Genomic DNA, 23,505 nt, shown 5'->3' with positions numbered 1-23,505 from the left:
CCCGAGGGGCGGCGGCACGAACGCCTGCGCCTGGGCGGAGCGGGTGCGGTTCGGTGGCTGGCGAGCGTCGTGGACTCCTCGTCGCCGCGAGGTTCCAGGCTGGCCGAGGCGAGTATTCCGAGGGTTGGCGGCTCGAGTCGCCTGCGTCCGGGCTGGCGCGAGTGCGGTTGGGCGGGTGTCGAGCCTCGTGGATGCCGGGCCGCTGCGAGGTTGCGGGCTGGAGCGAGGCGAGTGTCCCGAGGTTCGTCGGCTGGTGCCGCCTGTGCGCGGGCCGGCGTGGCATCGTTCGGCCGGTTTCGGGCATCGTGGGTTCCGGGTTGCGGTGAGGTTCCAGGGCAGGTCAGCCCGGGGCGAGTATCACGAGGGGCGGCGGCTCGAACCGCCGGCGCTCGGGCCAGGCGCGGGCGTGGCTCGGCGGCTGGCGAGCGCCGTGGATGCGGGGCCGCTGCGAGGTTGCGGGCTGGAGCGAGGCGAGCATCCTGACGGTTCGGTGGCACGAGTCGCCTGTGGGAGGGCCGGCGCTGGCGCGGTTCGGCGGGTGTCGAGCGTCGTGGATGCTGGGTCGCTGCAAGGTTCCAGGCTGACCGAGGCAAGCACCCCAAGCAGCGACGAAGTGCTCAGGTGGATGTTCCGCCTGGCCCATGAGGAAGAAGTCGCGCCGCTCGTGGCGCTGCGATCGCTGCTCGTCGAGGCTGTGACCAGGTTCTTTGCCGGGCAAGGAAAATTCGTGGGTTCGCGATGTTTGGAACCTGCAACCGGTGGGTATCCCACATACCGCACGGAGACCTCGCCGTACCGAGTCGGAGGCGGTACGGAGAGGTCTTCGGCAGCTACCCGGCCTACTGGGCGCCGACGGCTGCCGGGCGTTTCCTCAGCGCGAGCACCATCCGCGCGACCCCGGTGAGCAGCACGACGGCCCACACCGCCGCGAGGGTCAGCACCAACCCCAGCCACGTGTTGCCGTCGTGCAGACCCGGCTTCGGGATCACGCCGTAAGTGCGCCACAGCAACGGGAACGCGATGAAACCCAGCACCGCCGTGAGCACCGCCCCCACTTGCACGGGCGCTCGCCACGCCTTCGGCAGTACGCGCGAGAGCAGCAGGCCCAGCACACCCGCCACGGGCGCGAAGACGGCGTCGTTGACGATCGGGCCGCCCCCGATCCAGAGCACGGTTTTCACGCTGTCCGGCCACGCCGGCGCGGCGTAGTCGACGAACAGCGACGCCCCGAACCCCAGCGCGGCCAGCCCGGCCAGTGCGAGCACGATCCTGACGACCTTCACAGCACCTCCAGCTTCTCGACCCACTTCGTCTGCAGCACTCCGGGCCGGCTCGGCGCGATCACGCGGCACGGGTAGCCGTGGTCGACGTCGAGCACCTCGCCGTTGAGCTCCAGCGCGAGCAGGGTGAGGTCGTCGGCCGTGTGCTCGCCCGGCAGCGTGCTGGCGCCATAGAGCCCGGTTTTGTCGAGCGACGACACCCGCACCTCCGCCCCCGGCTCGGCCCCCACCGCGCGCAGCAGTGTCGGGAACGAGATCCCGCGCCAGCTCGCCATCTGGCTCCAGCCCTCGACGCACGCGATCGGCAGATCGGCGCTCACCTGCGGCAATGCCCGCAAGTCGGCCAGCGTGAACTGCCTCGTCCCGGCCCGCGTCACCACCGACAGCCGCCACGCCGGGTCGACCGCCGTCCGCGTCACGCGCGCCGCGACTGCCGTGCGGTTCACCGGCAGCTTCTGCGACCCCTTGTCGGTCTTCCACGACAGCCCCGAAACGTCCTTCAGCCACGGCACCGTCGCCCCCGCCGTGGACACCACCGCCACGCCGGTCGCGATCCACGTCGTCCGCAGGAAACCGCGTCGCGTGAGCCCGCGCGTCGGTTGCGCGGCCGGTTGCGCCTCGCGGGTCAACGCACGCCGCACGATCGGCAGCTTCACCGCGACGTGCACCACCACCGACCCGATCGCCACCCACGCCACCGCGTAGTGCACTTGCGGGAAGTAGAAGTTCCACGGGTAGTTCTGCGCGACGTTCAGCAACCCCGAACTCAGCTCGAAGAACGCCGACCCCGACAGCACCAGGATCGACACGCGCTCCAACGCGTGCGGAAGCGACTTCACCAACGGTCGCTCGAACAGCTTGGGGAACACACTCCACAGCTTCGCCAGGAGCAACGGAATCGCCGCGATCCCCGAGATCACGTGCGCGCCCTGCGTCAGGCGGTACAGCCACACCGGCCGGCTCGGCCAGAAGAACCACGCCGTGGGGTGCTGGATCAGGTGGCTGAGCAGCCCGGTGACGAAACAGATCAGGAACGCCAGGCCCAGCAGCATGCCGATGCGCGCCGTCACCCGTTCGCCGTGCGCGCCGCCCTTGAACTGCTCCTCGTGGGGGATCGGCAGCTTCTCGATCCGCTCGTCCACCCGCGCTTTCGCTTGCTCGGCACGGACTTTCGCGTTCGCGACCCCCGCCCGGGCTTGCGCGGCCCGCTCGCCGAAGCGAGCCTGCGCGCCGGACACGCGCGTGTCGAACCTTCGCCACGCCGCCGCGAGCCGACCTTCGGTGACCACAGATCCCTCTGCTCGCGCTTCGCCGGCGGGCATTTCACCGGACACTGTTTCGTCACTCATGCCCGCTCCAGCTTCGCGAACCACCGGTGCCCGCGGCTCGTCGTCCAGTCCACCCGGAACCCCGCTCGCATCGCCACTTCCGCGATCGCGTCGGCTCCCACCCACGCCCAGCCGAACCACCGCGCCGCCGCGCCCGGCAGCAGCCGCACCGCCGAGCGCCGTACGCCACGGCCCGGCGGTTCGAGCTCCACCAGCACGTCACCGTCCGACGAGATCAGCTCACCCAGCCGGCCGAGCAGCGCCACCGGGTCGCCGCCGATGCCGATGTTCCCGTCGGCCAGCAGCGCGTGGTGCCAACGGCCCTCGCCGGGCAACGGCTGGAAGACGTCCCGCCGCAGCGCCACCGCGCCCCGCTCCTGCGTCAGCCGCACGGCGGTGGGGGAGCTGTCCACGCCCAGCGCCACCACGCCCCGCTTGGCCAGCGCCGCCGTGAGCCGCCCCGGGCCACAGCCGATGTCGAGCGTCGGGCCGTCGCACGCGTCGAGCAGCACCGTGTCACCCAGGTCGCAGCCGTCGGTCCAGCGGTCGACCGGCAGGTCGACCCGGTCGCCGTTGGCGAGCTCGAGCCAGCAGTGCTGCCCCAGCAGCCCGCGGTCGAACTCCGTGCCGATACTCAGTTTCCTCACGCGACTTCCCGTCCTTCGACCGCGCGCACGGCCGCCGCGAACCGCCCGTGAGGCGCCTCCTCGGCCACGCGCACGGCGTCAACCATGGTGTCCACATCGGACAGTTCGGCGAGTGTCCCCACGGACAGCCCGGCCGCGAGCGCCCGACGCGTGCGCACGCCCGTGTCCACTTCCGACATCGGCACGTCGGCGAGCACCTGCGCGTGGTGCGGATCCCGCAGCCCGAGTGCCCACCAGCCACCGTCCACGGCCGGCCCCAGCACCGCGTCGTGCACGCCCCGCTGCACCGGCTCGATCGACGCCCCCAGCAGCTCCGGCGTCACCTGCGGCGTGTCCATGCCGAGCTGCAGCACCGGTAGCCCGGCGTGCACCGACGCCACGTCGGCGTGCGCGTTCGCCAGCCGCGCCCCGAAATCCCAGCCGCGCTGGGCGATCACCGTTGTCCGCCGCAACGACCGGCCGAGCTCGCTCGCACACGCGGCCGCGCCCAGGTCACCCGTCATCGCGACCACGGGCATCACTCCCGGCGTCGCACACACCGCGTCGAGTGTGTCCAGCAACGCCGCAGCCGCGATCTCCGCCGCCTGCCGCGCCGTCGCGGGCGGGCACAGCCGGGTCTTCGCGAAGCCGGGCACGGGCGCCTTCGCCACCACCAGCACGCAGAACCGGGCGCTCATCGGGCCAGCACTCGCACGAAGTCGCGGACCGCGCGCAGCGTGCCCCGCACCGAGCCGGACACTTTCGACTTCGTGCCCTTCGCGCGCTCGCCGTAGCTCACGTCGAACTCCCGCACGCGCCAGCCCGCGCGCTGCGCCCGGATCAGCAGCTCCAGCGGATACCCGAACGCGCGATCGGTGACCCCCAGCCCCAGCAACGCCTCCCGTCGAGCCGCCCGCAGCGGTGCGATGTCACGCACGGGCAGCCCCCGGCTGCGCAACAGCAGCGAAAGCACGGCGTTGCCCGCCCGCGCGTGCCACGGCCACACGCCCCGCCCCGTCGGCACCCGCCGCCCCACCGCGAGGTCGGCGCCACCCTCCACCGCGGCCACGAGCCGCGGCAGGTCGCCGAGATCGAGGGAGCCGTCGGCGTCGGCGAAGCACACGACGTCCGCCGTCGCCGCTTCAAGCCCCGTGTGCACGGCCGCGCCGTACCCACGCCGGGGCTCGTCCACCACCTTCGCGCCGAGCGCGGCCGCCACGTCGGGCGAGCCGTCCGACGAACCGTTGTCCACCACGATCGCGCGGAACCCGGCCGGCAGCGCGGCCAGCACACCGGGCAACGCCCCCGCCTCGTCGAGGCACGGAAGCACGACGTCTACCTGAAGATCGCTCACCCCGCGTACGGTAGGTCCGTAAAGGACGGACGAGAACCCTTGTGGTGCTTACCGAATCATGACGCGACCGCAGTTCTTACCGAGTTCTCACAGCTGCGGCGTTCACCCCGGTGCCCGAGCCGAACCGGGGTTATCGTGCGGTCGATGAGCGAGTCGACTTCGGCCGCCCGGCTCGCCGAGCCGCCCGCGCCACCACCCGAACCCACCCGCACCGGCGTGCGGGCAGACGTGCTCGTGGTCGGCGCCGCTCTCGTGCTGGTCGCCGCCGCGGCCGCCGTCGGGCTCTACTACAACCGCCCGAACTCCGGCGTGGTGATCTACGCGTTCGCCCCGCCGATCTTCGCCCACTGGCTGCCCCACGTGGGCCCGGGCTCGGTGTTCGCCGTGCTGGTCGCGGCCGCCGTGGTCCTGTGGGGACCCACCCTCGCGGCCCGGCTGTCCTGGCGACGGGCGCTGGCCGCCGGCTACGCGACGTCGCTCGCCTGGATCTTCTCCCTCGCCATGGTCGACGGCTGGTCCCGCGGCTTCACCGGCCGCCTCACCACCCCGCAGGAATACCTGCACGAGGTCCCGGGCATCACCGACATCCCGCGCTTCCTGCGCGAGTTCACGTCCCGCATCCTCGACTTCCAGCCGAACTCGTGGACCACCCACGTCTCCGGTCATCCGCCGGGCGCCACGCTCGTGTTCGTCTGGCTCGACCACCTCGGCCTGCGCGGCGGCGCCTGGGCCTCGACGGCCGTGGTGCTCGTGGCCGGCCTGGTCGCCGTCGCCGTCCCGGCCACGGTCGCCCTGCTCGGCCGCGCCGACGCCGCCCGCGCCGTGCTGCCGTTCGCCGTGCTCTCCCCGGGCGCCGTCTGGTTGGGCGTGTCCGCCGACGGCCTCTTCGCCGGCGTCACGGCCACCGGCGTCGCCCTGCTCGCGCTGGCCGCCGTCGGCTTCAGCCACGGCCGCCGCTACGCCGTGCCCACCGCGCTGGCCGCCGGCGTGCTGCTCGGCTACGGCGCCTTTCTCTCCTACGGTCTCGTCCTGCTCGGCCTCGTCGCCCTCGCCGTCGCCGTGCTCGGCCGCCAGTGGCGTGCCGCCGCCCTCGCCGTGGTCGGCGCCCTGGCGGTGGTGGCCGCCTTCGCACTGGCCGGGTTCTGGTGGCTCGACGGTTACCACCTCGTCGTCGAGCGCTACTACCAGGGCATCGCGCAGCTTCGGCCATACTCGTACTGGGTGTGGGCCGACCTGGCCGCCGTCGCCGTCGCCGCCGGCCCGGCCGTGGTGGCCGCGGCCCGGCGCGGTGTCACCGGTGGGCTCCGGGAACGCCGTGGCCTGCTGCAGGACCCGGTGCTGCTGCTCGGCATCGCCGCCGTGGCCACGATCGTCTTCGCCGACGTGTCCGGCCTGTCGAAGGCGGAGGTCGAACGGATCTGGCTACCGTTCGGCGCGTGGCTGCTGCCGATGACGGCACTGCTGCCCGCACCCGGCCGCCGCTGGTGGCTGGCCGGACAGGCGGTGACCGCACTCGCGGTCAACCACCTTCTTCTGACGAGCTGGTGAGGTGAGGCATGGAGGACCAGGCCGGGCGGGTGCTCGTGGTCGACGACGACGAGACGGTGCGTGACGTCGTCCGCCGCTACCTCGAGGTCGCCGGGTTCACCGTCGACGTCGCGGGTGACGGCGCCGCGGGCCTCGCGCTGTTCGCCGAACGCGCCCCCGACCTCGTGGTGCTCGACGTGATGATGCCGGGCATCAACGGCCTCGAGGTCTGCCGCCGCCTGCGCCAGGTGAGCCAGGTGCCCGTCGTGATGCTCACCGCCCTCGGCGAGGAGGAGAACCGCATCGCCGGGCTGCAGCTGGGCGCCGACGACTACGTGACGAAACCCTTCAGCCCCAAGGAACTCGCGCTGCGGGTGGCTTCCGTGCTGCGCCGCGCCCGCATGCCACGCGCGGCACCACCCGCGCCCGAACTGGTCGACGGCAACCTGCGGCTGCAGATGACCGCCCGCCAAGCCACTCTCGACGGCGCCGAACTGCCGCTGACCACCCGCGAGTTCGACCTGCTCGCGTTTTTCCTCGGTCACCCCGGCGTCGCCTTTTCCCGCTCCGACCTGCTGGAGAAGGTGTGGGGCTGGGACTTCGGCGACCAGTCCACGGTGACCGTCCACGTGCGCCGGTTGCGGGAGAAGATCGAACGTGACCCGGCCAAGCCGACGCGGGTCGCCACCGTCTGGGGTGTCGGCTACCGCTACGACCGGGAGCAGCCATGATCAGCGCCGGTGACTCCGCCCTGGAGATGCTCACCCACATCCTGCACATCCTGCCGTTCGCGCTGTTGATCGTGCTGCCGGTCGCCGCGGTCGGCGGCGTGGTGCTCTACCGGCTACGCCGGCGTTCACTGGCCACCACGCTGACGGTGCTCGTGCTCATCCCGGTGATCTCCCTGCTCGCCGGTGTGCTCGGCATCAGCGGGTTCATGTTCACCGAGGCCCTGATGACGGAGCTGCTCGTCTGCCTGCTGGTCGCCCTGGTGACGGTGCCCGCCGCGATCGTGCTCGGCCGCGTGATCGCGCGCCGCAGCGTGTGGGAACGCGAAGCGCGTGACCGCGAACGCGCTGCCGAGGCCTCGCGTCGTGAGCTGGTCGCCTGGATCAGCCACGACCTGCGCAGCCCGCTCGCCGGCATCCAGGCCATGGCCGAGGCCCTGGCCGACGGCGTGGTCTCCGAGCGCGAGGAAGTGGCCGACTACGCCCAGCGCATCAGCGGCGAGACCACACGCCTTTCGGGCATGGTGGGTGACCTGTTCGAGCTCTCCCGCATCACCGCGGGGGCGCTGGAACTCACCATGTCGGCCGTGCCGCTGCGCGACGTGGTGAGCGACGCCGTCGCCGCGCAGTCGCCCGTGGCCGAGCGCAAACGCGTGCGCGTGCTGGAGAACGCCGAGGCCTGGCCGGTCGTGTCCGGCAGCGACCCCGAGCTCGCGCGGATCGTGCGCAACCTCGTGTCCAACGCCATCCGCCACACCCCGCCCGACGGCACGGTCGCCGTGCAGCTCGGCATCGACGGCGACCAGGCCCTGCTCGCCGTCGACGACTCCTGCGGCGGCATCCCCGACGACGAGATCGGCCGCGTCTTCGACGTTGCCTTCCGCGGCACCCAGGCCCGCACCCCCGACCGCAGCGGCACGACCTCCGGCGGTGGTCTCGGCCTGGCCATCGCCAAGGGACTCGTCGAAGCCCACCGCGGTCACATCGGCGTGCACAACCACGGCCCAGGCTGCCGGTTCGAGGTCCGGCTGCCGCTGGCCAAGGTCGCCGCGGGAGTCTGACGCCCAACCGGCCACAGTGGACGGATCAGCCGACCGAGACCGCGTCCACCGGCTCGGCCACCCGATCCGCGCTCACTCGGAAGAACTGCATCCCCGGGAAGTGCGCGGGCGCGACGATCGTGTCCGTGCCCGCGACCCCGTGGACCAGTCGATCGCCGGTCCCGGCGGTCGGAGGTCCAGGTCGGTCCTTGGTCGTTGTCGTGGCCGTCCGGCTGTGCTCGCCGATGAACCCGGTCAGCGGGCCGGACAGCACCTTTCGACCGCCACAGTGGGCGGATCAGCCGACCGAGACCGCGTCCACCGGCTCGGCCACCCGATCCGCGCTCACTCGGAAGAACTGCATCCCCGGGAAGTGCGCGGGCGCGACGATCGTGTCCGTGCCCGCGACCCGGCGCAGCCACTGCTGACGCGTCAGCAGCGCGAGCGACGGATCCGTGTCGCTGATGAACCGGACGTTCGAGTCGACCAGCTGCGCCGGCGTGTGCAGCACGTCGCCGAGCAGCACCACGCGGCGGTCGTCCGCGGTGACGTCGACGACGTAGTGACCCGGCGTGTGCCCGGGTGCGTGCCGCGCGACGATGCCCGGCGCGATCTCCACGTCGCCGTGCAGCTCCTCCAGATGTCCCTGCGCGCGTACGGTTTCCAGCCCCATCCGCGTCCAGTCGTGGCGCCCGACCGGGTCCACCAGCGCGGCCCAGTCCGGTGCGCCGTAGTGCACCACGGCGTTCGGGAAGTACGGCTTTCCCTGCGGCGCCAGCCAGCCGACGTGGTCGGAGTGCAGGTGCGTGAGCACGATGGTGTCGACGTCGGCCGGTGAGCACCCGGCCGCGGCGAGCGCGATGGGCAGGCCGCCGCCCGCGCCCATGTCGCCGTCGTCGGGCCGCTGGCCTTCCGGGAACTCGATCTCCCGCGGCCCGAGGCCCGCGTCGACGAGGATCGTGCGGCCGCCGCCGCGGACCAGGAACGCGCCCGTGGGCACGTGGACGGTGCCGTCGTCCGCGAAGGCGCCGGGATGTCTCTGGGCGTCGAGTCCCGGGAAGAAGGGCGCCGGCAGCCGGATCCGGCCGTCCGCCAACGCGTGGATCTCGATGTTCCCCACCCCGATGGATCGCATGAACACGACCAAGATCACGGTGCGGGGAAATAATTCCGGGAAGTGACCTTCGTCTCAGGCATCGACGGGCGCGCGCAACTCCGCCGTGGCGAACGAGGCGATGCCTTCGGAGAACGTCGTTTCCGCCGTGAACCCCAGCAGTTTCCGGGCCAGTGCGGGGTCGGCGACCACGTGCCGGACGTCCGCCGGCCGCGCGCCCCCGACGATCCGCGGCTCCGGCCCGCCGTACGCGCGCGCCAGCTCACGCGCGAGATCCCCCACGGTGTGCGGCTCACCCGAGCACACGTTGAGCGGTGTGAGGTCCGCCCTCGGCCCGTCCGCGTGCAGGGCAAGGGCGTTCACGCGGGCGACGTCGTGCACGTGGACGAAATCCCGCTGCTGGTGCCCGTCTTCGAGCACGGTCGGGGCCTCGCCGCGTTCGAGCGCCGAGCGGAACAGGGACGCCACCCCGGCGTACGGCGTGTTCTGGGGCATCCGCGGCCCGTAGACGTTGTGGTAGCGCAACGCCCACACCGTGCCCCCGGTCTGCCGAGCCCACGCCCCGGCCAGGTGCTCCTGCGCCAGCTTCGTTGCCGCGTAGGTACTTCTGGGCAGCAGCGGTGCATCTTCGGGCACGAGTTGCCAGTGCAGTTCCGCACCACATTCGCCGCACGTCGGTTCGAACCGGCCGGCGTCCACATCGGACTGCCTCCGTGGCGACGGCGGCACGAGCCCGTGGCGCGGACACGAGTAGCGGCCCTCGCCGTAGACCACCATCGACGACGCCAGCACGAGCTTGCGGACACCCGCGGCGTGCATCCCGGCCAGCAGCACCGCCGTGCCGTAGTCGTTGTTCAGCGCGTACGACGGCGCGTCGGAGGGGTCCACACCGTGCCCGACGACGGCGGCCTGGTGGCACACCGCGTCCACGCCGTCGAGCAGCTCGGCGACCTCGGCCGGGTTCGTGACGTCGCCGCGCACGAACCGGTGGCGGCCCGTGTACTCCGGTGGCATGGCCGTGCCGTGGGCGGTGGGCAGCAGCGTGTCCAGCACCACGACCTCGTCGCCCGCGTCGGCCAGCCGGTCGGCGATATGGGACCCGATGAACCCGGCACCGCCGGTGATCAGTACTCGCACGTGACTGACGCTAGGGGCGTGGGCGGGCCCACGCCCGGCCGAACCGGACCACGTCATCGAATCGTCAGGAATCACCCGCCCACGGCGGCGGGCGGGTGCCGTCACCGGATACGGTGTCGGCATGGAACGGAGCGCACAGCGGCTGGGCCGGGCCCTCGTCGTGATCGTGGACGACCGGGTCGCCCACGGCGAGCACGAGGACAACACCGGACCGCTCGTCACCGAGTTGCTCGAGGAAGCCGGCTTCATCGTCGACGGCGTCGTCGTGGTCGAGGCCGAGACCGCCGGCATCCGCAACGCGCTCAACACCGCGGTGATCGGTGGTGCCGACCTCGTGATCACGGTCGGCGGCACCGGCGTGTCGCCGCGCGACCGCACTCCCGACGCCACGGCCGGCGTGCTCGACCGGCCGATCCCGGGTATCGGCGAAGCGCTGCGCGCGTCGGGCCTCGCCGCGGGCGCGGTCGACGCCGGCATCTCGCGCGGCCTCGCCGGCGTGTCCGGCAGCACGCTGGTGGTCAACCTCGCCGGCTCGCGCGCCGCCGTGCGCGACGGCATGGCCACCCTGTCCTCGCTCGTGCCGCACGTGATCGACGAGCTCTCCGGCCTCGACGAGGTCTGAACCCCCGCCCGCGGGTCAGTGCGTCTCTCTGCAGTTGTCAAACAGCGGGTGGGACGATGGGGCCATGCCACGTGAAGAACGCCCCCCGGCCGACACCGCGGCCGAGCGCCGCCGGGTCGACGAGATCTTCGGTGACGTGCTGCCCGAGACCACCTCGGACGAGCGAGGCCTGAGCGGGGACACCCCGGACTCCTGGTACCTGGAGAACCGGCCACCGCACCACGACCGCTGACCCCTCAGTCGTCCGACTTGACGGTCTGGGCCCGCAGCAGGTCGCGGATCTCCTTGAGCAGCTCGACGTCGGTGGGCTCCGCCGGACCCGGCTCCTGACCGCGCTTGCGCCGCTCCTGCAGCTTCTTCACCGGCAGCACGAACAGGAAGTAGACGATCGCGGCGACGATCACGAAGTTGATCGCCGCGTTGATCACGGACCCGAAGTCCAGGAACGACCCCTTGTTCGATTCGAAGATGTAGAAGCCCAGACCCTGCGCGGCGTCGCTGCCCCCGATCGCGTTGATCAGCGGCTTGATCAGACCGTTCGTGAACGCCGTGACGATCGCGGTGAACGCCGCGCCGATCACGACCGCGACCGCGAGGTCCACGACGTTGCCGCGCATCAGGAAGTCTTTGAAGCCCTTGAGCATCTGCTACTCCTCGAAAGGTTCGGGGGGACGCGTGTTGCCGCCCATCGGAACAGGGACGGGTTAGCGGAGAGTAACCGTAACGGGTCGTTCCAGCGACGTCGCAGCGACCTCGGTGGCCAAGCTCACCGGGAGGGCGAGCAGGACCAACGGGCCCTTGTCGCCGTCCTCCGGGCGGTGCACGGTGACCACCGTGGCGTCCTTCACCAGTTCAGCCGAGCTGTGCGTGGCATCCGGTACCGCGACGACACCCACGTGCTGACCCGGCCGCAGCAGCTCGGCGACGCCCGCGTCGGCGAGCCGGACGGCTACCGTGACCGAGCCGGAATCCCCCTTGGCGGGTACGGCCGTTCCCAGCAGGCGGACGTCCGTGAGCGGCTCACCGGCGCGTGCGGCCCCGGACAGCAACCGGCCCACGGCCGCGTCGACAGATCCGAGCGCGCCGGCGGGCCGGACGTCGTCGGGCAGATCGGTCAGCCGCAGATCGGCCGCACGCAGCACCGAGCCCGCGGGCAGATCCCGCGCGGACACGACGGTGGCGGTGGCAGGCGCACCCCGGGCAGACGCGGGGTGCAGGAGAACGAGCAGGCCAGCCAGCAGCAGACCGGCGGCCAGGAAGCGGCGCAAGAGCCGGGCGCGCCGGCCGCGCAGGAAGTGGAGCTGGTCGAGCAGGGTGTCCACGGTCGTCCCCTCGTCGGTTCCGGTACGGCGACCTGCCGCACGAAACCGACGTTAGAGACGGTCTGGACCAGCGGAAAGAGGAACTTCCGCGACCTGTGGACAACTACCCCCTTGTGGACAACTCAGGGGGTCAGGAGGCCGTCGACGCGGTTTTTGTCGTGGTGGAGGAGGACGATGAAGAGTTCGTCTTCGACTCGCTCTTCGTCTCGGTCTTCGTCTCGCTCTTGCTCTCGGTCTTCGCCGGGGTGGCGGCCGTGGTGCTGGACTTCGACGAGTCGCGCGAGTCGGTGCGGTAGAACCCGCTGCCCTTGAAGACCACGCCGACCGAGCCGTAGACCTTGCGCAGCGGACCGGAGCACTGGGGGCAGACGGTCAGGCTGGGGTCGGAAAAGGACTGCACCGCCTCGAAGCGGTGGTCGCATTCCTTGCAGGCGTACTGGTACGTGGGCACTGGAGCTCCTTCATGCAACTGGCACTCGTGAGACAAGAGTGCCAACCCAATTGTGCTGGACGGCATTCCCCGTGCGCAATTCCCCCCGGCTCACATCACTGTGGGAGCGGGCAACCGGACGAGTCCGGCTGGGGTCAGTGCCCCGGTCATCGGGACGTCGTGGGCTTCACCGGGGAGGGAATCCACCAGCTCCTCGGCTCGCACGACCGCGAACCGGTCCGCGCCACCCGAGTCGAGCGACCGGTCGTAGTGACCAGCGCCACGTCCGAGCCGCACCCCGCGACGGTCCACGGCCAGCGCCGGCACGAGCACCACGTCGGCTTCCGACACGGCGCCGACCCCCAACCGCGGCCCTGACGGCTCGAGAATGCCGCGCAGCCGGCCGGGCACGAGCGTGGACTCGTCCGTGTACACCGCCCAATCGAGTGGCCCGACGACGTCGGGGATCACCGGCAGCAGCACGCGTGAACCAGCCTTGACCAGGGCGTTCAGCAGCGAAACATCCCCCGGCTCGGTGTCGAACGGCACGTACGCGCACACGGTCGGGGCAGCCACCGACGCGGCCACCGCAGCCAGGGCCTCGGCCTCCGCGGCGTGCTCCGAAGGGGTCAACGCGGCTCGCGCCTGAAGAACTCGTGCACGCCACTCCGTCTTGCTCAGGTGCTCATTGCCCGGTGCCCGCATGCGACCACGTTAGGCTTTGCGCCCATGACGGGCGCCTCAACCTCCCAGACGTTCAGAACAGCCATCGTGCCTGCGGCCGGACTCGGGACCCGGTTCCTGCCGACCACGAAAGCGGTGCCGAAAGAGCTGCTGCCGGTGGTCGACACGCCGGGCATCGAGCTCGTCGCCACCGAAGCCGCGGCCGCGGGGGCGAAACGCCTGGTGATCGTCACCTCGCCGGGCAAGGACGCCGTGGTCAAGTACTTCGAGGCGCAGCCGGAGCTGGAGAAGACGCTCGAGGCCAAGGGCAAGACCGAGCTGCTCGAGAAGGTCCGCCGCGGGCCGGGGCTGCTCGAGGTCGAGGTCGCGATCCAGGAGCAGGCCCTGGGACTGGGCCACGCAGTCGCGCAGGCCGAACCGAACCTCACCGACTCCGACGATGCCGTCGCCGTGCTGCTGCCCGACGACCTCGTGCTGCCCACCGGTGTGCTCGACCGCATGTCGGCGGTGCGCGCGCAGCACGGCGGCAGTGTGCTCTGCGCGTTCGACATCCCCAAGGAGCAGATCTCGCCCTACGGCGTGTTCGACGTCTCCGACACCGACGACCCGGACGTGAAGCAGGTTCACGGCATGGTCGAGAAGCCGCGGCCGGAAGACGCGCCGTCGACCTACGCCGCGGCCGGGCGTTACCTGCTCGACCGGGCGATCTTCGACGCGCTGCGCCGGATCGAACCGGGGTCCGGTGGCGAGCTCCAGCTGACCGACGCCGTGGCCCTGTTGATCAAGGAAGGGCACCCGGTTCACGTGGTCGTGCACCGCGGCGGACGACACGACCTGGGTAATCCGGGTGGTTTCCTGCGCGCCGCCGTCGATTTCGCGCTTGAAACGCCCGAATACGGGCCATCGTTACGGACGTGGCTGACCGAACGGATCGGGACCGAACGCCCATGACGGACTCCCTCGACGCTGCCCCGGCCGAAGAGGCCCCGGAACCTGCCGAGGCGGAGCTGCGCTCCGTCGACGCGCAGATCGCGCTGACGCTGGAGGCCGCCGTGCGGCCCCGGCCGGTTCGCGTGGCGATCTCCGAGGCGCAGGGCCTGCTGTGCGCGGAGGAGGTCGTCGCCGAACACGCCCTGCCCGGCTTCGACCAGGCCGCCGTGGACGGTTACGCGGTCCGCAGCGTCGACGTCCGCGCCGCCGGCCAGGAGCCGGTGCAGCTGCCGGTGGTCGGCGAGATCCAGGCCGGTTCCCGGCAGCCGCGGCGGCTGCAGCCGGGGCAGGCGGTGCGCGTGGACACCGGCGCGCCGCTGCCGACGCTCGCGGACGCCGTCGTGCCCACCGGGTACACCGACGGGCACCAGGCCAAGGTCACCGTGCACAAGTCGGTGCCCTCCGCCGCCTACGTGCGCCGCGCCGGTGAAGACGTGCAGATCGGCGACGTCGCCGTGCGCAAGGGCGACACCATCGGGTCCGCGCAGGTGGGCCTGCTCGCCGCCGTCGGGCGCGCGAAGGTGCTGGTCTACCCGCGGCCGCGCGTATCGATCGTGTCCGTGGGCGACGAGCTCGTGGACGTAGACCGCACGCCTTCGACCGGCCAGGTGTACGACGTCAACTCCTACGCGCTGGCCGCGGCCGCGCGTGACGCCGGCGCCGAGGTGAGCCGCGTCGGCATCGTGCCGAGCGACCCGAAGCGGCTGCGCGAGATCGTCGAGGGCCGCCTGCTGATGTCGGAGATCGTGGTGGTCGCGGGCGGCGCCGGCGGCGCGTCCGGCGACGAGGTGCACGCCGCGCTGTCCGACCTCGGCCGCATCGACATGACGCGCGTGGGCATGCACCCGGGTTCCGTGCAGGGTTTCGGGCGCCTCGGCCCCGACTCCGTGCCGACGTTCCTCATCCCCGGAAACCCGATGAGCGCCCTGGTGGTGTTCGAGGTCCTGGTCCGGCCGCTGATCCGCGCGGCCCGCGGCACGCGCAACCCGCACCGGCGCATCGTCGGCGCGCGGTTGCTGTCGCCGATCACGTCGACGAAGGGCCGCCGAGGGTACCTGCGGGGCCAGCTGTTGCGGGACGAGGCCAACGGCGAGTACCTCGTGCAGCCGCTCGGCACGTCGGGCGCGCACCTACTGGCGTCGCTGGCGGAGGCGAACTGCCTGATCACCGTGGACGAGGACCTCACCGAGGTGGCCGCGGGGGAGCAGGTGAAGGTCACGTTCCTCGCGCAGCGGGCGTAGTGGGCTCGTACGCGTACCCGGTCGAAAGCCGCCACCCGGGCTGGCCCGCGAGGCTCGCCGGGCTGCGGGTGCCGGCGGGGGTCGTCGGCGTGCGGCCCGTCCGGCTGCGCGACGCGGGCGAGTGGAGCCGCATCCGGCTGCGCGACCGTGACCACCTCGAACAGTGGGAGCCAACCGGGATCGGACCCTGGCCCGACCGCAACGCGTTCTGGTCGTGGCCCTCGCAGTGGGCGGCCCTGCGGGGCCTCGCCCGGCGCGGGCAGTGCCTGCCGTTCACGATCACGGTCGACGGAAAGTTCGCGGGCCAGATCACGGTGGGTAACGTCATCCGCGCGTCGCTGCGATCGGCCTGGATCGGGTACTGGGTGTCGTCGGAGATCGTGCGCGGCGGGGTCGCCACGGCGGCCGTCGCCCTCGTGACGGATCACGCCTTCGAAGCCGCCGGTCTGCACCGGCTCGAGGCGACGGTGCGGCCGGAGAACAACGCGAGCATCCGCGTCCTCACCAAGGCCGGCTACCGGCAGGAGGGCCTCTTCGAGCGCTACCTCGACGTCGCCGGCGCGTGGCGCGACCACCTCTGCTTCGCCGTGACGAAAGAGGAGATCGGCGACGGCCTCGTGTCCCGTCTCGTGGCCCTGGGACGCGCCGACCTGGCCTGATGGTGACTACGGGTCCAGTTCCGATCACGCGTTACCACATACTGTGAGATTCACCTAATCCGGTGAGGCGATTTCGTGATCGAACCCGGCGAGTCTGCGTCTCGTGTGTGACTGTTGTGGCTAGCGTGACTACAGCAGAGGATCGGGGGAGGTGACGGGGGATGCCCAGCTCGCTGATCATCGTCGCGCTCGCCGCGGCATGGCTCGTCGTTCTCGTGCCCATGGTGGCTCGCAAGCGCCAGCAGGTCGCGCGGACGCCGTCGTCCGCGCTCGCCGCACGCGTCGTGCGTAGCGGGGGAGCTCGCAGCGAAGGACAGGAGGAGTTCGCCGTGTCCGAAAATGCGAAACCTTCGGTGGAGGACGACCTCGCCGAACTCGAGGCGGAGCTCGACGCCGACCTCGAAGATGAAGATCTCGAAGAAGACGAACCGCTGCCCCAGCCGGCCGCGGAGGTGCGCGACGAGCCGTCGCGCCCCCGCTCCTCCGGCTACCGCCCGGGCCGCGGCGGCTTCGACCCCGAAGCCGCGGAGATCGCCGCGCGGGCGAAGTACTCGTTCCGCCAGCGGATCGTCGTGATCCTGCTGATCCTCGCCGTCGCGTCGGCCGCCTTCGCGGGCTTCGTGATGTCCGTGGCCTGGTGGGGCAACGCCATCGTCGACCTGGTGCTGGTCGGGTACCTCGCTTACCTGCGCCGCCAGGTCCGCATCGAGAACGACATCCGGCAGCGGCGGATGGCGCGGTATTCGGGCCGGGACGGCGGCCGCGAGACCCGCGAGCCTCTCCCGGCGCCGCGTCGCCCGGAACGCCCTGCCGCTCCTGCGCCGGCGTCGACTCCGGCTTCGGCTTTGGCCTCGGCTTCGGCCGAGGACCACGTCGAGGTCGTCTCGGCGGCGCCGCGCGAGATCGTGGAACGCAAACCGTCCCCGATGTCGCGCATCCGCCGCCAGGCCGTCGTCGTCGACCTGGACGACGAGGACCCGGCCTTCGAGGAGCTCGACGAGCCCGGGACCAGCCCGTATCGGCGAGCGGTCGGGGAGTGACCCCCGGGTTCGGTGCTTCCGTGGGGGCTGATACGCTCTACGAGCACTGAACAAGGGGCTCACGCTCCTTGGGGGCTGTAGCGCAGTTGGTAGCGCGTCTCGTTCGCATCGAGAAGGTCAGGGGTTCGATTCCCCTCAGCTCCACTCCGTTCGTAAGAGAGCCCTGTTTGCCGAAGACGCAAACGGGGCTCTCTTCGTAATGTCTCCTGGGAGTCGGACTCCAAACCCCCGCCAAGGGGCTCCGCCCCCTGGACCCCTGGCGGTGGTCGCCTTGTTCGAGTAAGTATCCGCAAGGTCCGCATCACGTCGAGAGCCGTCCACTTTGGAGTGGGCGGCTTTTCCGTTGCCTGACGGCAGAAGGTGCTCGAGCCGTTCGGCTGCGTCCTGGGTCGTCAGCAGCGACATGAACGCGAGGGCGGCGCAGTAGGTGGGGTACTCCGGAGTGAGGCTGGCCAGCAGTTCGCGCAGCCGGTCGTAGGCGAGCTCGGGGCCCGCCGAGGTGATCGAGTAGACGGTTCGCTCGGGACGGGCGTCTGGTCTCGCCCCTCTGCTCGTTCCAGCGTCAGGGCTCCAGCAACCGAGCCAGCAACGCGGTGTCCTGCAAGTACCGCTACTACGGGAAACCGGCCTCCAGCAGCGCAGTACGAAACTCGTCAAACAGCGGTTTCCCGCTCTGTTCGCGCTGGTCTCCGCCCCTTGGCGCGTACTTGCGAACCCGTCGTAGCCTGTCGAGGAAAGCTGCGCTGGAGCCCTGGCGGCGGTCATGATCTTCCTGGCGCGGAAGACGCATAATTTGTCCACTGTAGAGAGTCCGGTCCTCGTCTGACCAAGCAGTGTGAGAAGGGCCCGCAACCCGGTTACGCTGCTGCCATGACCGAGGACGCAAACCCCGACGAACTCGGCACGGCGGCCGCGGTTTCGTGTTTCGTGGCGAGGACGGAATGTCCGTGGGAAACCGGGATCGACGCCATCGTGATCTCCGTGGGCGGCACGCTCGGCAGCCTCGGCCGGAAGGTCAGCCAGGCATTTCCCGAGGCCGACTGGGAGGCGATCGCGTACGACTCGATCACCCCGGAGCTGCCGCAGGCCCTCCCCATCGGCGACGTGTTGCGGTTCGCCCTGCTCGCGACTCCGCACGACAGTGGTTCGTTCCAGGACCCGACGTTGCGGGCGATCGCCAAATCCACCGAAGCCGTCGTGCACAAGGCGGCGAACCTCGGTGTGGTCGCGCTGGGCCTGCCGTTGCTGGGCACCGGCAGCCTCGGGCTCGACGTGGATGGAGTGGCGTCGATCGTGGTGACCGCGGCGGTCAAAACCCTCCTCTCGATCGGCGCCGGAAGCCTGCAACGGCTGGTCTTCCTCTGCCGTGACGCCGGAACGGAAGCCGCGATCCGCGCGGCCTGGAACGGCGAGACGAACGCGGCCGATCTCGCCGGCGGGGTGTCGAGCGACCGTGTCGACCCGAACGTCGGGATCCCGCTGGATCGGGACCGGCTCGGGGTCGCGCCGTACGTGTCGATGCTGGCGACCGTGATCGCCGACCGGAGCACCCCGTTGCCGTTGTCGGTGGGGGTTTTCGGTGAGTGGGGGTCCGGCAAGAGCTACTTCATGGGCCTGTTGCGCGAAGAAGTGCGCCGGCTGGGGGACTCCGGCAACCCGGCCTACACGCACGAGATCGTGCAGATCGGCTTCAACGCCTGGCACTACGCCGACGCCAACCTGTGGGCCAGCCTCGGCGACGAGATCCTCCGCCAGCTCGCCGGACCGGGCCCGACCGCGCAGGAGCGCCGCGTGAAGCTCCGCGACGAGCTGGGCGCGCGGCTCGAACAGGCCAAGGAACTGGAAGACGCGAAGCAGCAAGCACAGACCACGGTCGCGAGGCTGCAAGCCGCCGTCGACAAAGCCACTTCGAGGCGCGACACCACCGGGAAGGCACTGATCCGGGCGCTCGCGGGTTCGCGGCAGGTGTGGCGACGCCTGGGCGTGCAGGAGGAAGCCGAGCAGGGTGCGTTGCTGGTCGAGCAGCTGCGCGGTGCGTTGACAGACGCCGAGGCGTTGCGGCGTTCCCCCAGGGACCGCTGGGGCAAGGTCGCGCTCGCGGCGGCGGCGGTGATCCTGCTGGTTGGGTTCCTTCTCGCCGTCGTCGCGCCGCACGCCTGGCAGTGGCTGACGGCGGCGGGCGCCGGGTTCGTCGCGGTGGGGGGCACGGGCATCGCGTTCCTCGCTCGGGCGCGGTCGGGGATCCAGGCGTTGCGGGAACTCGGCGACGATCTGCGGGCGGGCATGGCCTCGCCGGAGGTCACGCGCCTGCTGGCCGCCATCCGCAGGACCGAGGTCGACCAGCGCGTGGCCGAGGCGCAGCTGAGTGAGGTGGTGGCCCGCGTCGGCGAAATCGGCCGGCAGCTCAGCGAGCTGACGCCAGGCCGCAACCTGTACACGTTCTTGGCCGAACGCGACGGCGCCTACCGGCGAAACCTGGGCCTTGTCTCGACGATCCGCAAGGACTTCGAGCAGCTCGTCGAGCTGATGGCCGACTGGCGTGCGCACCCCGAGCCGGGCGGCAAGGCGATCGACCGGATCGTGCTCTACATCGACGACCTCGACCGGTGCAGCTCGCGCCAGGTCGTGGAGGTGCTCGAGGCGGTGCACCTGCTGCTCGCGCTGGAGCTGTTCGTGGTGGTCGTCGGCGTCGACCCGCGGTGGCTCGCGCGGTCGCTGAGCAGCCACTACGACGAGATCCTGGCCGACGCGCCCGGGCACGTGACGCCCGAGGACTACCTGGAAAAGATCATCAACCTGCCGCTGGTGCTGCCCGGCATGTCGTCGGGCAGCCTGCGCCGGCTGCTGCGGTCGCTGATGCCGGTCACCGAAAACCCGCGGATCGCCGAGGTGCTGGCTCCTCCCGTCGCGCCGACAGCCGTACCGGACATCGAAGCCGGGTCCGAAGTGGACAGCCGGAGCCGAGGACGCGCGGCGAAGCCACCGCGGGCGCTCACCGACCAGGAGATCGACCTGCTGTCCGCCTTGGACCGGCTGGTCGGCACGCCACGAGAAGCCAAGCGGCTGTTCAACCTCTACCGCATGCTGCGCGCGACCCGGGACCTGTCCGACGCGTCACGGTTCCTCGGTGACGACGGCGAGCCCGGCGAGTACCAGGTGGTTGTCGCGCTGCTCGGCCTGCTCACGGCCCCGGCGCACCTGCTCGGCAAGGCGCTGGACGCCACGGCCGACCCGAGCCGATCGGTCGGCGGCGGCCTCGCTCGACGGGCGAGCACGACCACGTGGGCCGAGTTCGTCGCCGACTGCGAGCCGCGGCGCGAGAGCGAGACCTGGCGCAACGGGGTGGTCGGAGTGCTGGCCGAAGACGAGCTGCGCGCCTGGTTCCGGCTGCACCAGGGACTCACGCAGGTGCCGCTCGAAGTCGACAGCCTGGCGCAGCTGCAGAAGTGGGTGCCGGTGATCCGCCGGTTCTCCTACGTGCTCTGAGCGGGGATCCGGGCCGATTCGCCGGGCGAGTCGGCGCCGAAGCGCGTGATGTCGGCGGCCAGGTCGAGGGGGCCGTTGTGGGCGCGGTCGGCGTCGGTGATCAACGACTGCGGGACGAGCCAGCAGATCTCGAACTCGATGCCGTCCGGGTCCTTGGCGTAGAGGGCCTTCGTGGTGCCGTGGTCGGTGGAGCCGACGAGGGCGCCGGCGGCCTCCAAAGCGGCGAGGCACGTCCGCAGGTCCGCGAGGGTGGGGACTTCCCAGGCGAGGTGGTACAGGCCGACGGAACCCGAAGGGGCCGCGGTCGCGTCGGGGAGGGTGAAGACGCCGAGGTCGTGGTCGTTGCGGGAGTCGGGCGCCTGGAGGAACACGGCGCGGTCGGAGGTGTGCACCGCGCGGAAACCGAGGACGTCGACGTAGAACGCGCTGCTGCGGGCGGCGTCGCGGACCCAGAGCACGGCGTGGTTCAGACCTCGGATGGGCATGGCGACTCCTTCACGACGCGGGCAGTGCGAACGCGGAACCGCCGTCGTGCCACCACTTCCGGTAGAACCGCGAGTCCTCGACCAGCGCGAGGTACCCGGCCTCGATCCTGGCACACATCTCGTCGACCAGCGAAGCGATCGGGGAGTCGCTGCGCCACGCGAGGACCAGCTCGCGGTACAGCGGATTGCCGGTCAGCGACACCGTCGAGATGCCGGTGCGGTCGGTGCCGATCGGGTAGAGCAGGCAGATCGCGCGGCCCTCGGCGGTGAGGGCGAACGCGACGTGCGCCTCGTTCGTCAGGTGCGTGATGCGCTGGTCGAAGCCGGCGGAGGCGCACGTGCGGGTGAAGAACTCGTTCATGCCGCTGTCGTCCGGATCGGGCATCACCCAGCGCTCCTGCGCCAGCTCGGCCAGCGCGACCTCGCCGCGGTCGGCCAGCTCGTGGTGGTCGGCCACACCGATGAAAAACGGCTCCCGCAGCAGCAGCCGATGCTCGACGCCGTCGGGCGGGATCAGCGGGAAACCCGGGAACGCGCGCATCACGGCGACGTCGAGCTCGCCCGAACGCAGCAACGCCGAGAGCGCGGCGGTTTCGCGGATCGTGCGGCTGGTGACGTCGCGGCGGGGGAGCATGGTCGTCAACGCGTTGACCAGCAGGCTGAACTGCTGCGCCGGAATCCCGCCGACCCGCACGGGCGCACCGGCTTCGTGCTGCGCGTTGAGGCGCGCGGAGCGTTGCAACGCGTCGAAGCTGTGCAGCACCTTCTGGGCGTCGCGCACGAGCTCCGTGCCGGTGTGGGTCGGCAGCACACCCTCGGCCGAGCGGATGAACAGCGGCCCACCGAGGAACTGCTCGATCCGCTTGAGCTGCGTGGTCACCGCCGGCTGCGTGAGGTGGAGGCGGGCCGCGGCTCTGCGCAGGCTGCCGGCCTCGGCGATCGCGACCACGAGCTCGAGGTGCCGGATTTCCAGGCGCATGGGGAAAACATTATCGCCGGATGCAATAGGGCCGATCCCGTGATGATCATGGCCACGCGCCATCGCACCTGGTTACGGTGCCTCGCGTGACAACTCTGGTCCCCGTTCCGCTCATCGGGAAAACGAATGTTCCGGTGCTGTTCTCAGACGAAGTGCTGCAGCGGTTCCTCGACGCGGCAGCCATCGAATACGCGTTCATCACGCCCGAGGAACCGAGGCCGTGTTTCGCCGTGCTGCTCGGCACCTTCGCCGAAGACGCGCTGATCGTCTCGGACCTCGCGTTCGGCCGCAACGCGCGGATCACCGATCCCAGTGCGCGGGAGGAGTTCGCGACCACGATCGTGCCGAAGTTCGGCTCCGCGTATGAGAATTCGGTGCGCGCGTGGTGGCTCGACCCAGCCGATCTGCTGCGCATCACGCGTGAAGCCGACGCGCGCGGCCTCGAGGTGCTCGGGTCCGTGCACCTGCACCCGGACTGGCATCGCCTCGGCCCCGAGTGCGAGCGCGGCCGCCCGTTGAGCGAACACCCGACGCCGATGGACGCGTACGTCTTCCGCAGCGCCGGCTGGCCGCTCAACGTGGTGTGTTACCTCGAACGGCAGCACGGCGAGTTCTACTACTCCCTGGCCGCGTGGAACGGCGAATGCGAACCGCTGCCGCTGCGCGTGGGGATGGTGACGGCGTGACCGACTCCATTCGGGCGCTTTGGCAGACCATGGCCGACGGTTGGGCGAACGGCGACGCGGCCCAGTTTGCTTCCGTCTTCGCGGCCGACGTCGACTTCGTCAACGTGCGTGGCGAAGCGCTTGTCGGACGCGAAGCCGTGGAAGCGGGCCATGCGGCGCTGTTCGCCACGGCCTACCGCGACACGACGTTGTCCGCCGAGGTCACGTTGATCCGCAACCTGACGCCGGAGCTCTCGCTCGTGCACGCGATTTCGCGGATCGCGCCCGCCGGCGTGGTCACGCACGCGCAAGCCGTGGTCCGCCACGACGGCGAGCCGACGATCGCCGCCTTCCACAACATGATCGGAGAAAGGACCCACCGCATGACCCGCCCCCGCCTGCGGCACCTCGCTTTCGTCGTGCAGGACGCGAAGCGCATGGCCGCGTTCTACTGCGAACAGTTCGGCATGGAGCTGTTCCACACCGACCCCGACGGCAGCCACTTCGTGACCGATGGCTACCTCAACCTGGCGCTGATCCAGCAGCAGCTCGATGGCGACGTCGCCACCGGCTTCAACCACTTCGGCTTCCAGGTCGACGAGGTCGCGCCGGTCGCCGAGCGGCTCGCCGAAGCGGGCGTGCCCCGCCCGGTGCTGCGGGGTGGGGACCGCCCGTTCGCCGAATACCGCGCGATCGACCCGGAAGGCAACTGGTTCGACCTGTCGGCACACGGTTTCCTTCCGCCGAGCCTCTCGTCCTGAGTTCCTT

Annotated in this window: 25 protein-coding genes and 1 tRNA gene; 13 read left to right on the top strand and 13 right to left on the bottom strand. The window is 71.1% G+C overall.

The window, feature by feature from the left end:
- Positions 1 to 839: 839 nt before the first annotated feature.
- From ACWEOE_RS04545 to ACWEOE_RS04525, 5 genes are all read right to left on the bottom strand, one after another.
- The gene (locus ACWEOE_RS04545; RefSeq protein ID WP_452003864.1) at positions 840 to 1,283 is read right to left on the bottom strand and encodes a hypothetical protein; all 444 of its coding nucleotides are present in this window, start codon (positions 1,281 to 1,283) and stop codon (positions 840 to 842) included.
- A complete protein-coding gene (locus ACWEOE_RS04540) occupies positions 1,280 to 2,332 on the bottom strand; it encodes a molybdopterin-dependent oxidoreductase (protein ID WP_452004562.1) in 1,053 nt (350 codons plus the stop codon). Before ACWEOE_RS04540 ends, ACWEOE_RS04545 begins: the two co-directional genes overlap by 4 nt.
- A 293-nt stretch (positions 2,333 to 2,625) precedes the next feature.
- The gene (locus ACWEOE_RS04535) at positions 2,626 to 3,255 is read right to left on the bottom strand and encodes a class I SAM-dependent methyltransferase (protein ID WP_452003862.1); all 630 of its coding nucleotides are present in this window, start codon (positions 3,253 to 3,255) and stop codon (positions 2,626 to 2,628) included.
- Complete coding sequence (locus ACWEOE_RS04530; RefSeq protein ID WP_452003859.1) at positions 3,252 to 3,932, bottom strand: TIGR04282 family arsenosugar biosynthesis glycosyltransferase; 681 nt, start codon at positions 3,930 to 3,932, stop codon at positions 3,252 to 3,254. The genes ACWEOE_RS04535 and ACWEOE_RS04530 overlap by 4 nt, the downstream gene beginning before the upstream one ends.
- On the bottom strand, positions 3,929 to 4,588 hold the full coding sequence (locus ACWEOE_RS04525; protein ID WP_452003857.1) for a glycosyltransferase family 2 protein: 660 nt from the start codon (positions 4,586 to 4,588) through the stop codon (positions 3,929 to 3,931). The genes ACWEOE_RS04530 and ACWEOE_RS04525 overlap by 4 nt, the downstream gene beginning before the upstream one ends.
- 144 nt (positions 4,589 to 4,732) lie before the next feature.
- Between ACWEOE_RS04525 and ACWEOE_RS04520 the strand changes: the two genes are divergently transcribed.
- The 3 genes from ACWEOE_RS04520 to ACWEOE_RS04510 are packed head-to-tail and all read left to right on the top strand — an operon-like array spanning position 4,733 to position 7,904.
- The gene (locus ACWEOE_RS04520; protein WP_452003854.1) at positions 4,733 to 6,136 is read left to right on the top strand and encodes a hypothetical protein; all 1,404 of its coding nucleotides are present in this window, start codon (positions 4,733 to 4,735) and stop codon (positions 6,134 to 6,136) included.
- Between the two features lie 8 nt (positions 6,137 to 6,144).
- Positions 6,145 to 6,846, top strand: a complete 702-nt coding sequence (locus tag ACWEOE_RS04515; protein WP_452003852.1) for a response regulator transcription factor — start codon at positions 6,145 to 6,147, stop codon at positions 6,844 to 6,846.
- Positions 6,843 to 7,904, top strand: a complete 1,062-nt coding sequence (locus ACWEOE_RS04510; protein ID WP_452003850.1) for a sensor histidine kinase — start codon at positions 6,843 to 6,845, stop codon at positions 7,902 to 7,904. Before ACWEOE_RS04515 ends, ACWEOE_RS04510 begins: the two co-directional genes overlap by 4 nt.
- Before the next feature lie 277 nt (positions 7,905 to 8,181).
- Here ACWEOE_RS04510 and ACWEOE_RS04505 read toward each other — a convergent pair whose 3' ends face one another.
- Together ACWEOE_RS04505 and ACWEOE_RS04500 are read right to left on the bottom strand one after the other, a co-directional pair.
- Positions 8,182 to 9,018 carry an MBL fold metallo-hydrolase gene (locus ACWEOE_RS04505; RefSeq protein WP_452003847.1) on the bottom strand — a complete coding sequence of 279 codons (837 nt, stop codon included), beginning with the start codon at positions 9,016 to 9,018 and terminating at the stop codon, positions 8,182 to 8,184.
- A 54-nt stretch (positions 9,019 to 9,072) separates the two neighbouring features.
- The gene (locus ACWEOE_RS04500) at positions 9,073 to 10,134 is read right to left on the bottom strand and encodes an NAD-dependent epimerase/dehydratase family protein (protein WP_452003844.1); all 1,062 of its coding nucleotides are present in this window, start codon (positions 10,132 to 10,134) and stop codon (positions 9,073 to 9,075) included.
- 121 nt (positions 10,135 to 10,255) lie between these two features.
- On the opposite strand from ACWEOE_RS04500, the gene ACWEOE_RS04495 reads away from it, so the two are divergent.
- Together ACWEOE_RS04495 and ACWEOE_RS04490 are read left to right on the top strand one after the other, a co-directional pair.
- Positions 10,256 to 10,756: a MogA/MoaB family molybdenum cofactor biosynthesis protein gene (locus ACWEOE_RS04495; RefSeq protein ID WP_220244409.1), complete on the top strand. Its 501-nt coding sequence runs from the start codon at positions 10,256 to 10,258 to the stop codon at positions 10,754 to 10,756.
- A 64-nt stretch (positions 10,757 to 10,820) separates the two neighbouring features.
- Complete coding sequence (locus tag ACWEOE_RS04490) at positions 10,821 to 10,988, top strand: hypothetical protein (protein WP_452003841.1); 168 nt, start codon at positions 10,821 to 10,823, stop codon at positions 10,986 to 10,988.
- Positions 10,989 to 10,992: 4 nt separating this feature from the next.
- Here ACWEOE_RS04490 and mscL read toward each other — a convergent pair whose 3' ends face one another.
- The 4 genes from mscL to ACWEOE_RS04470 form a co-directional block, all read right to left on the bottom strand.
- Positions 10,993 to 11,400, bottom strand: coding sequence for a large-conductance mechanosensitive channel protein MscL (mscL, locus tag ACWEOE_RS04485; protein WP_452003838.1), 408 nt, complete (start codon positions 11,398 to 11,400; stop codon positions 10,993 to 10,995).
- Between the two features lie 60 nt (positions 11,401 to 11,460).
- Complete coding sequence (locus ACWEOE_RS04480; RefSeq protein ID WP_452003835.1) at positions 11,461 to 12,078, bottom strand: SAF domain-containing protein; 618 nt, start codon at positions 12,076 to 12,078, stop codon at positions 11,461 to 11,463.
- Between the two features lie 130 nt (positions 12,079 to 12,208).
- Positions 12,209 to 12,529: an FmdB family zinc ribbon protein gene (locus ACWEOE_RS04475; RefSeq protein ID WP_452003832.1), complete on the bottom strand. Its 321-nt coding sequence runs from the start codon at positions 12,527 to 12,529 to the stop codon at positions 12,209 to 12,211.
- 90 nt (positions 12,530 to 12,619) lie between these two features.
- Entirely contained in the window at positions 12,620 to 13,213 is a 594-nt protein-coding gene (locus tag ACWEOE_RS04470; RefSeq protein ID WP_452003829.1) for a 5-formyltetrahydrofolate cyclo-ligase, read from the bottom strand.
- Between the two features lie 24 nt (positions 13,214 to 13,237).
- Here ACWEOE_RS04470 and ACWEOE_RS04465 point away from each other — a divergent pair, with 24 nt between their 5' ends.
- The 6 genes from ACWEOE_RS04465 (at position 13,238) to ACWEOE_RS04440 (ending at position 20,608) form a co-directional block, all read left to right on the top strand.
- Complete coding sequence (locus ACWEOE_RS04465) at positions 13,238 to 14,143, top strand: UTP--glucose-1-phosphate uridylyltransferase (protein ID WP_452003827.1); 906 nt, start codon at positions 13,238 to 13,240, stop codon at positions 14,141 to 14,143.
- Positions 14,140 to 15,423 (top strand): molybdotransferase-like divisome protein Glp, encoded by a 1,284-nt coding sequence (gene glp / locus ACWEOE_RS04460; RefSeq protein WP_452003824.1) that lies wholly within the window; start codon positions 14,140 to 14,142, stop codon positions 15,421 to 15,423. The genes ACWEOE_RS04465 and glp overlap by 4 nt, the downstream gene beginning before the upstream one ends.
- Positions 15,423 to 16,082, top strand: coding sequence for a GNAT family N-acetyltransferase (locus ACWEOE_RS04455; protein ID WP_452003822.1), 660 nt, complete (start codon positions 15,423 to 15,425; stop codon positions 16,080 to 16,082). Before glp ends, ACWEOE_RS04455 begins: the two co-directional genes overlap by 1 nt.
- A 161-nt stretch (positions 16,083 to 16,243) precedes the next feature.
- On the top strand, positions 16,244 to 17,122 hold the full coding sequence (gene sepX / locus ACWEOE_RS04450; protein ID WP_452003819.1) for a divisome protein SepX/GlpR: 879 nt from the start codon (positions 16,244 to 16,246) through the stop codon (positions 17,120 to 17,122).
- 71 nt (positions 17,123 to 17,193) lie between these two features.
- Positions 17,194 to 17,266: transfer RNA gene (locus tag ACWEOE_RS04445), tRNA-Ala, on the top strand.
- Between the two features lie 726 nt (positions 17,267 to 17,992).
- Positions 17,993 to 20,608 carry a P-loop NTPase fold protein gene (locus ACWEOE_RS04440; RefSeq protein WP_452003817.1) on the top strand — a complete coding sequence of 872 codons (2,616 nt, stop codon included), beginning with the start codon at positions 17,993 to 17,995 and terminating at the stop codon, positions 20,606 to 20,608.
- On the opposite strand, the gene ACWEOE_RS04435 is transcribed toward ACWEOE_RS04440, so the two are convergent.
- Together ACWEOE_RS04435 and ACWEOE_RS04430 are read right to left on the bottom strand one after the other, a co-directional pair.
- Positions 20,596 to 21,093: a VOC family protein gene (locus ACWEOE_RS04435; RefSeq protein ID WP_452003814.1), complete on the bottom strand. Its 498-nt coding sequence runs from the start codon at positions 21,091 to 21,093 to the stop codon at positions 20,596 to 20,598. The genes ACWEOE_RS04440 and ACWEOE_RS04435 overlap by 13 nt on opposite strands.
- 10 nt (positions 21,094 to 21,103) lie before the next feature.
- The gene (locus tag ACWEOE_RS04430) at positions 21,104 to 22,072 is read right to left on the bottom strand and encodes a LysR family transcriptional regulator (protein WP_452003812.1); all 969 of its coding nucleotides are present in this window, start codon (positions 22,070 to 22,072) and stop codon (positions 21,104 to 21,106) included.
- 86 nt (positions 22,073 to 22,158) lie between these two features.
- On the opposite strand from ACWEOE_RS04430, the gene ACWEOE_RS04425 reads away from it, so the two are divergent.
- Together ACWEOE_RS04425 and ACWEOE_RS04420 are read left to right on the top strand one after the other, a co-directional pair.
- On the top strand, positions 22,159 to 22,758 hold the full coding sequence (locus tag ACWEOE_RS04425; RefSeq protein ID WP_452003810.1) for a hypothetical protein: 600 nt from the start codon (positions 22,159 to 22,161) through the stop codon (positions 22,756 to 22,758).
- The gene (locus ACWEOE_RS04420) at positions 22,755 to 23,498 is read left to right on the top strand and encodes an SgcJ/EcaC family oxidoreductase (protein WP_452003807.1); all 744 of its coding nucleotides are present in this window, start codon (positions 22,755 to 22,757) and stop codon (positions 23,496 to 23,498) included. Before ACWEOE_RS04425 ends, ACWEOE_RS04420 begins: the two co-directional genes overlap by 4 nt.
- Positions 23,499 to 23,505 lie beyond the last annotated feature (7 nt).

The sequence above is a fragment of the Amycolatopsis sp. NPDC004368 genome, from assembly GCF_053602515.1.
The sequence above is the reverse complement of the archived record's forward strand: the minus strand, read 5'-3'. Positions and strand labels throughout refer to the sequence as shown.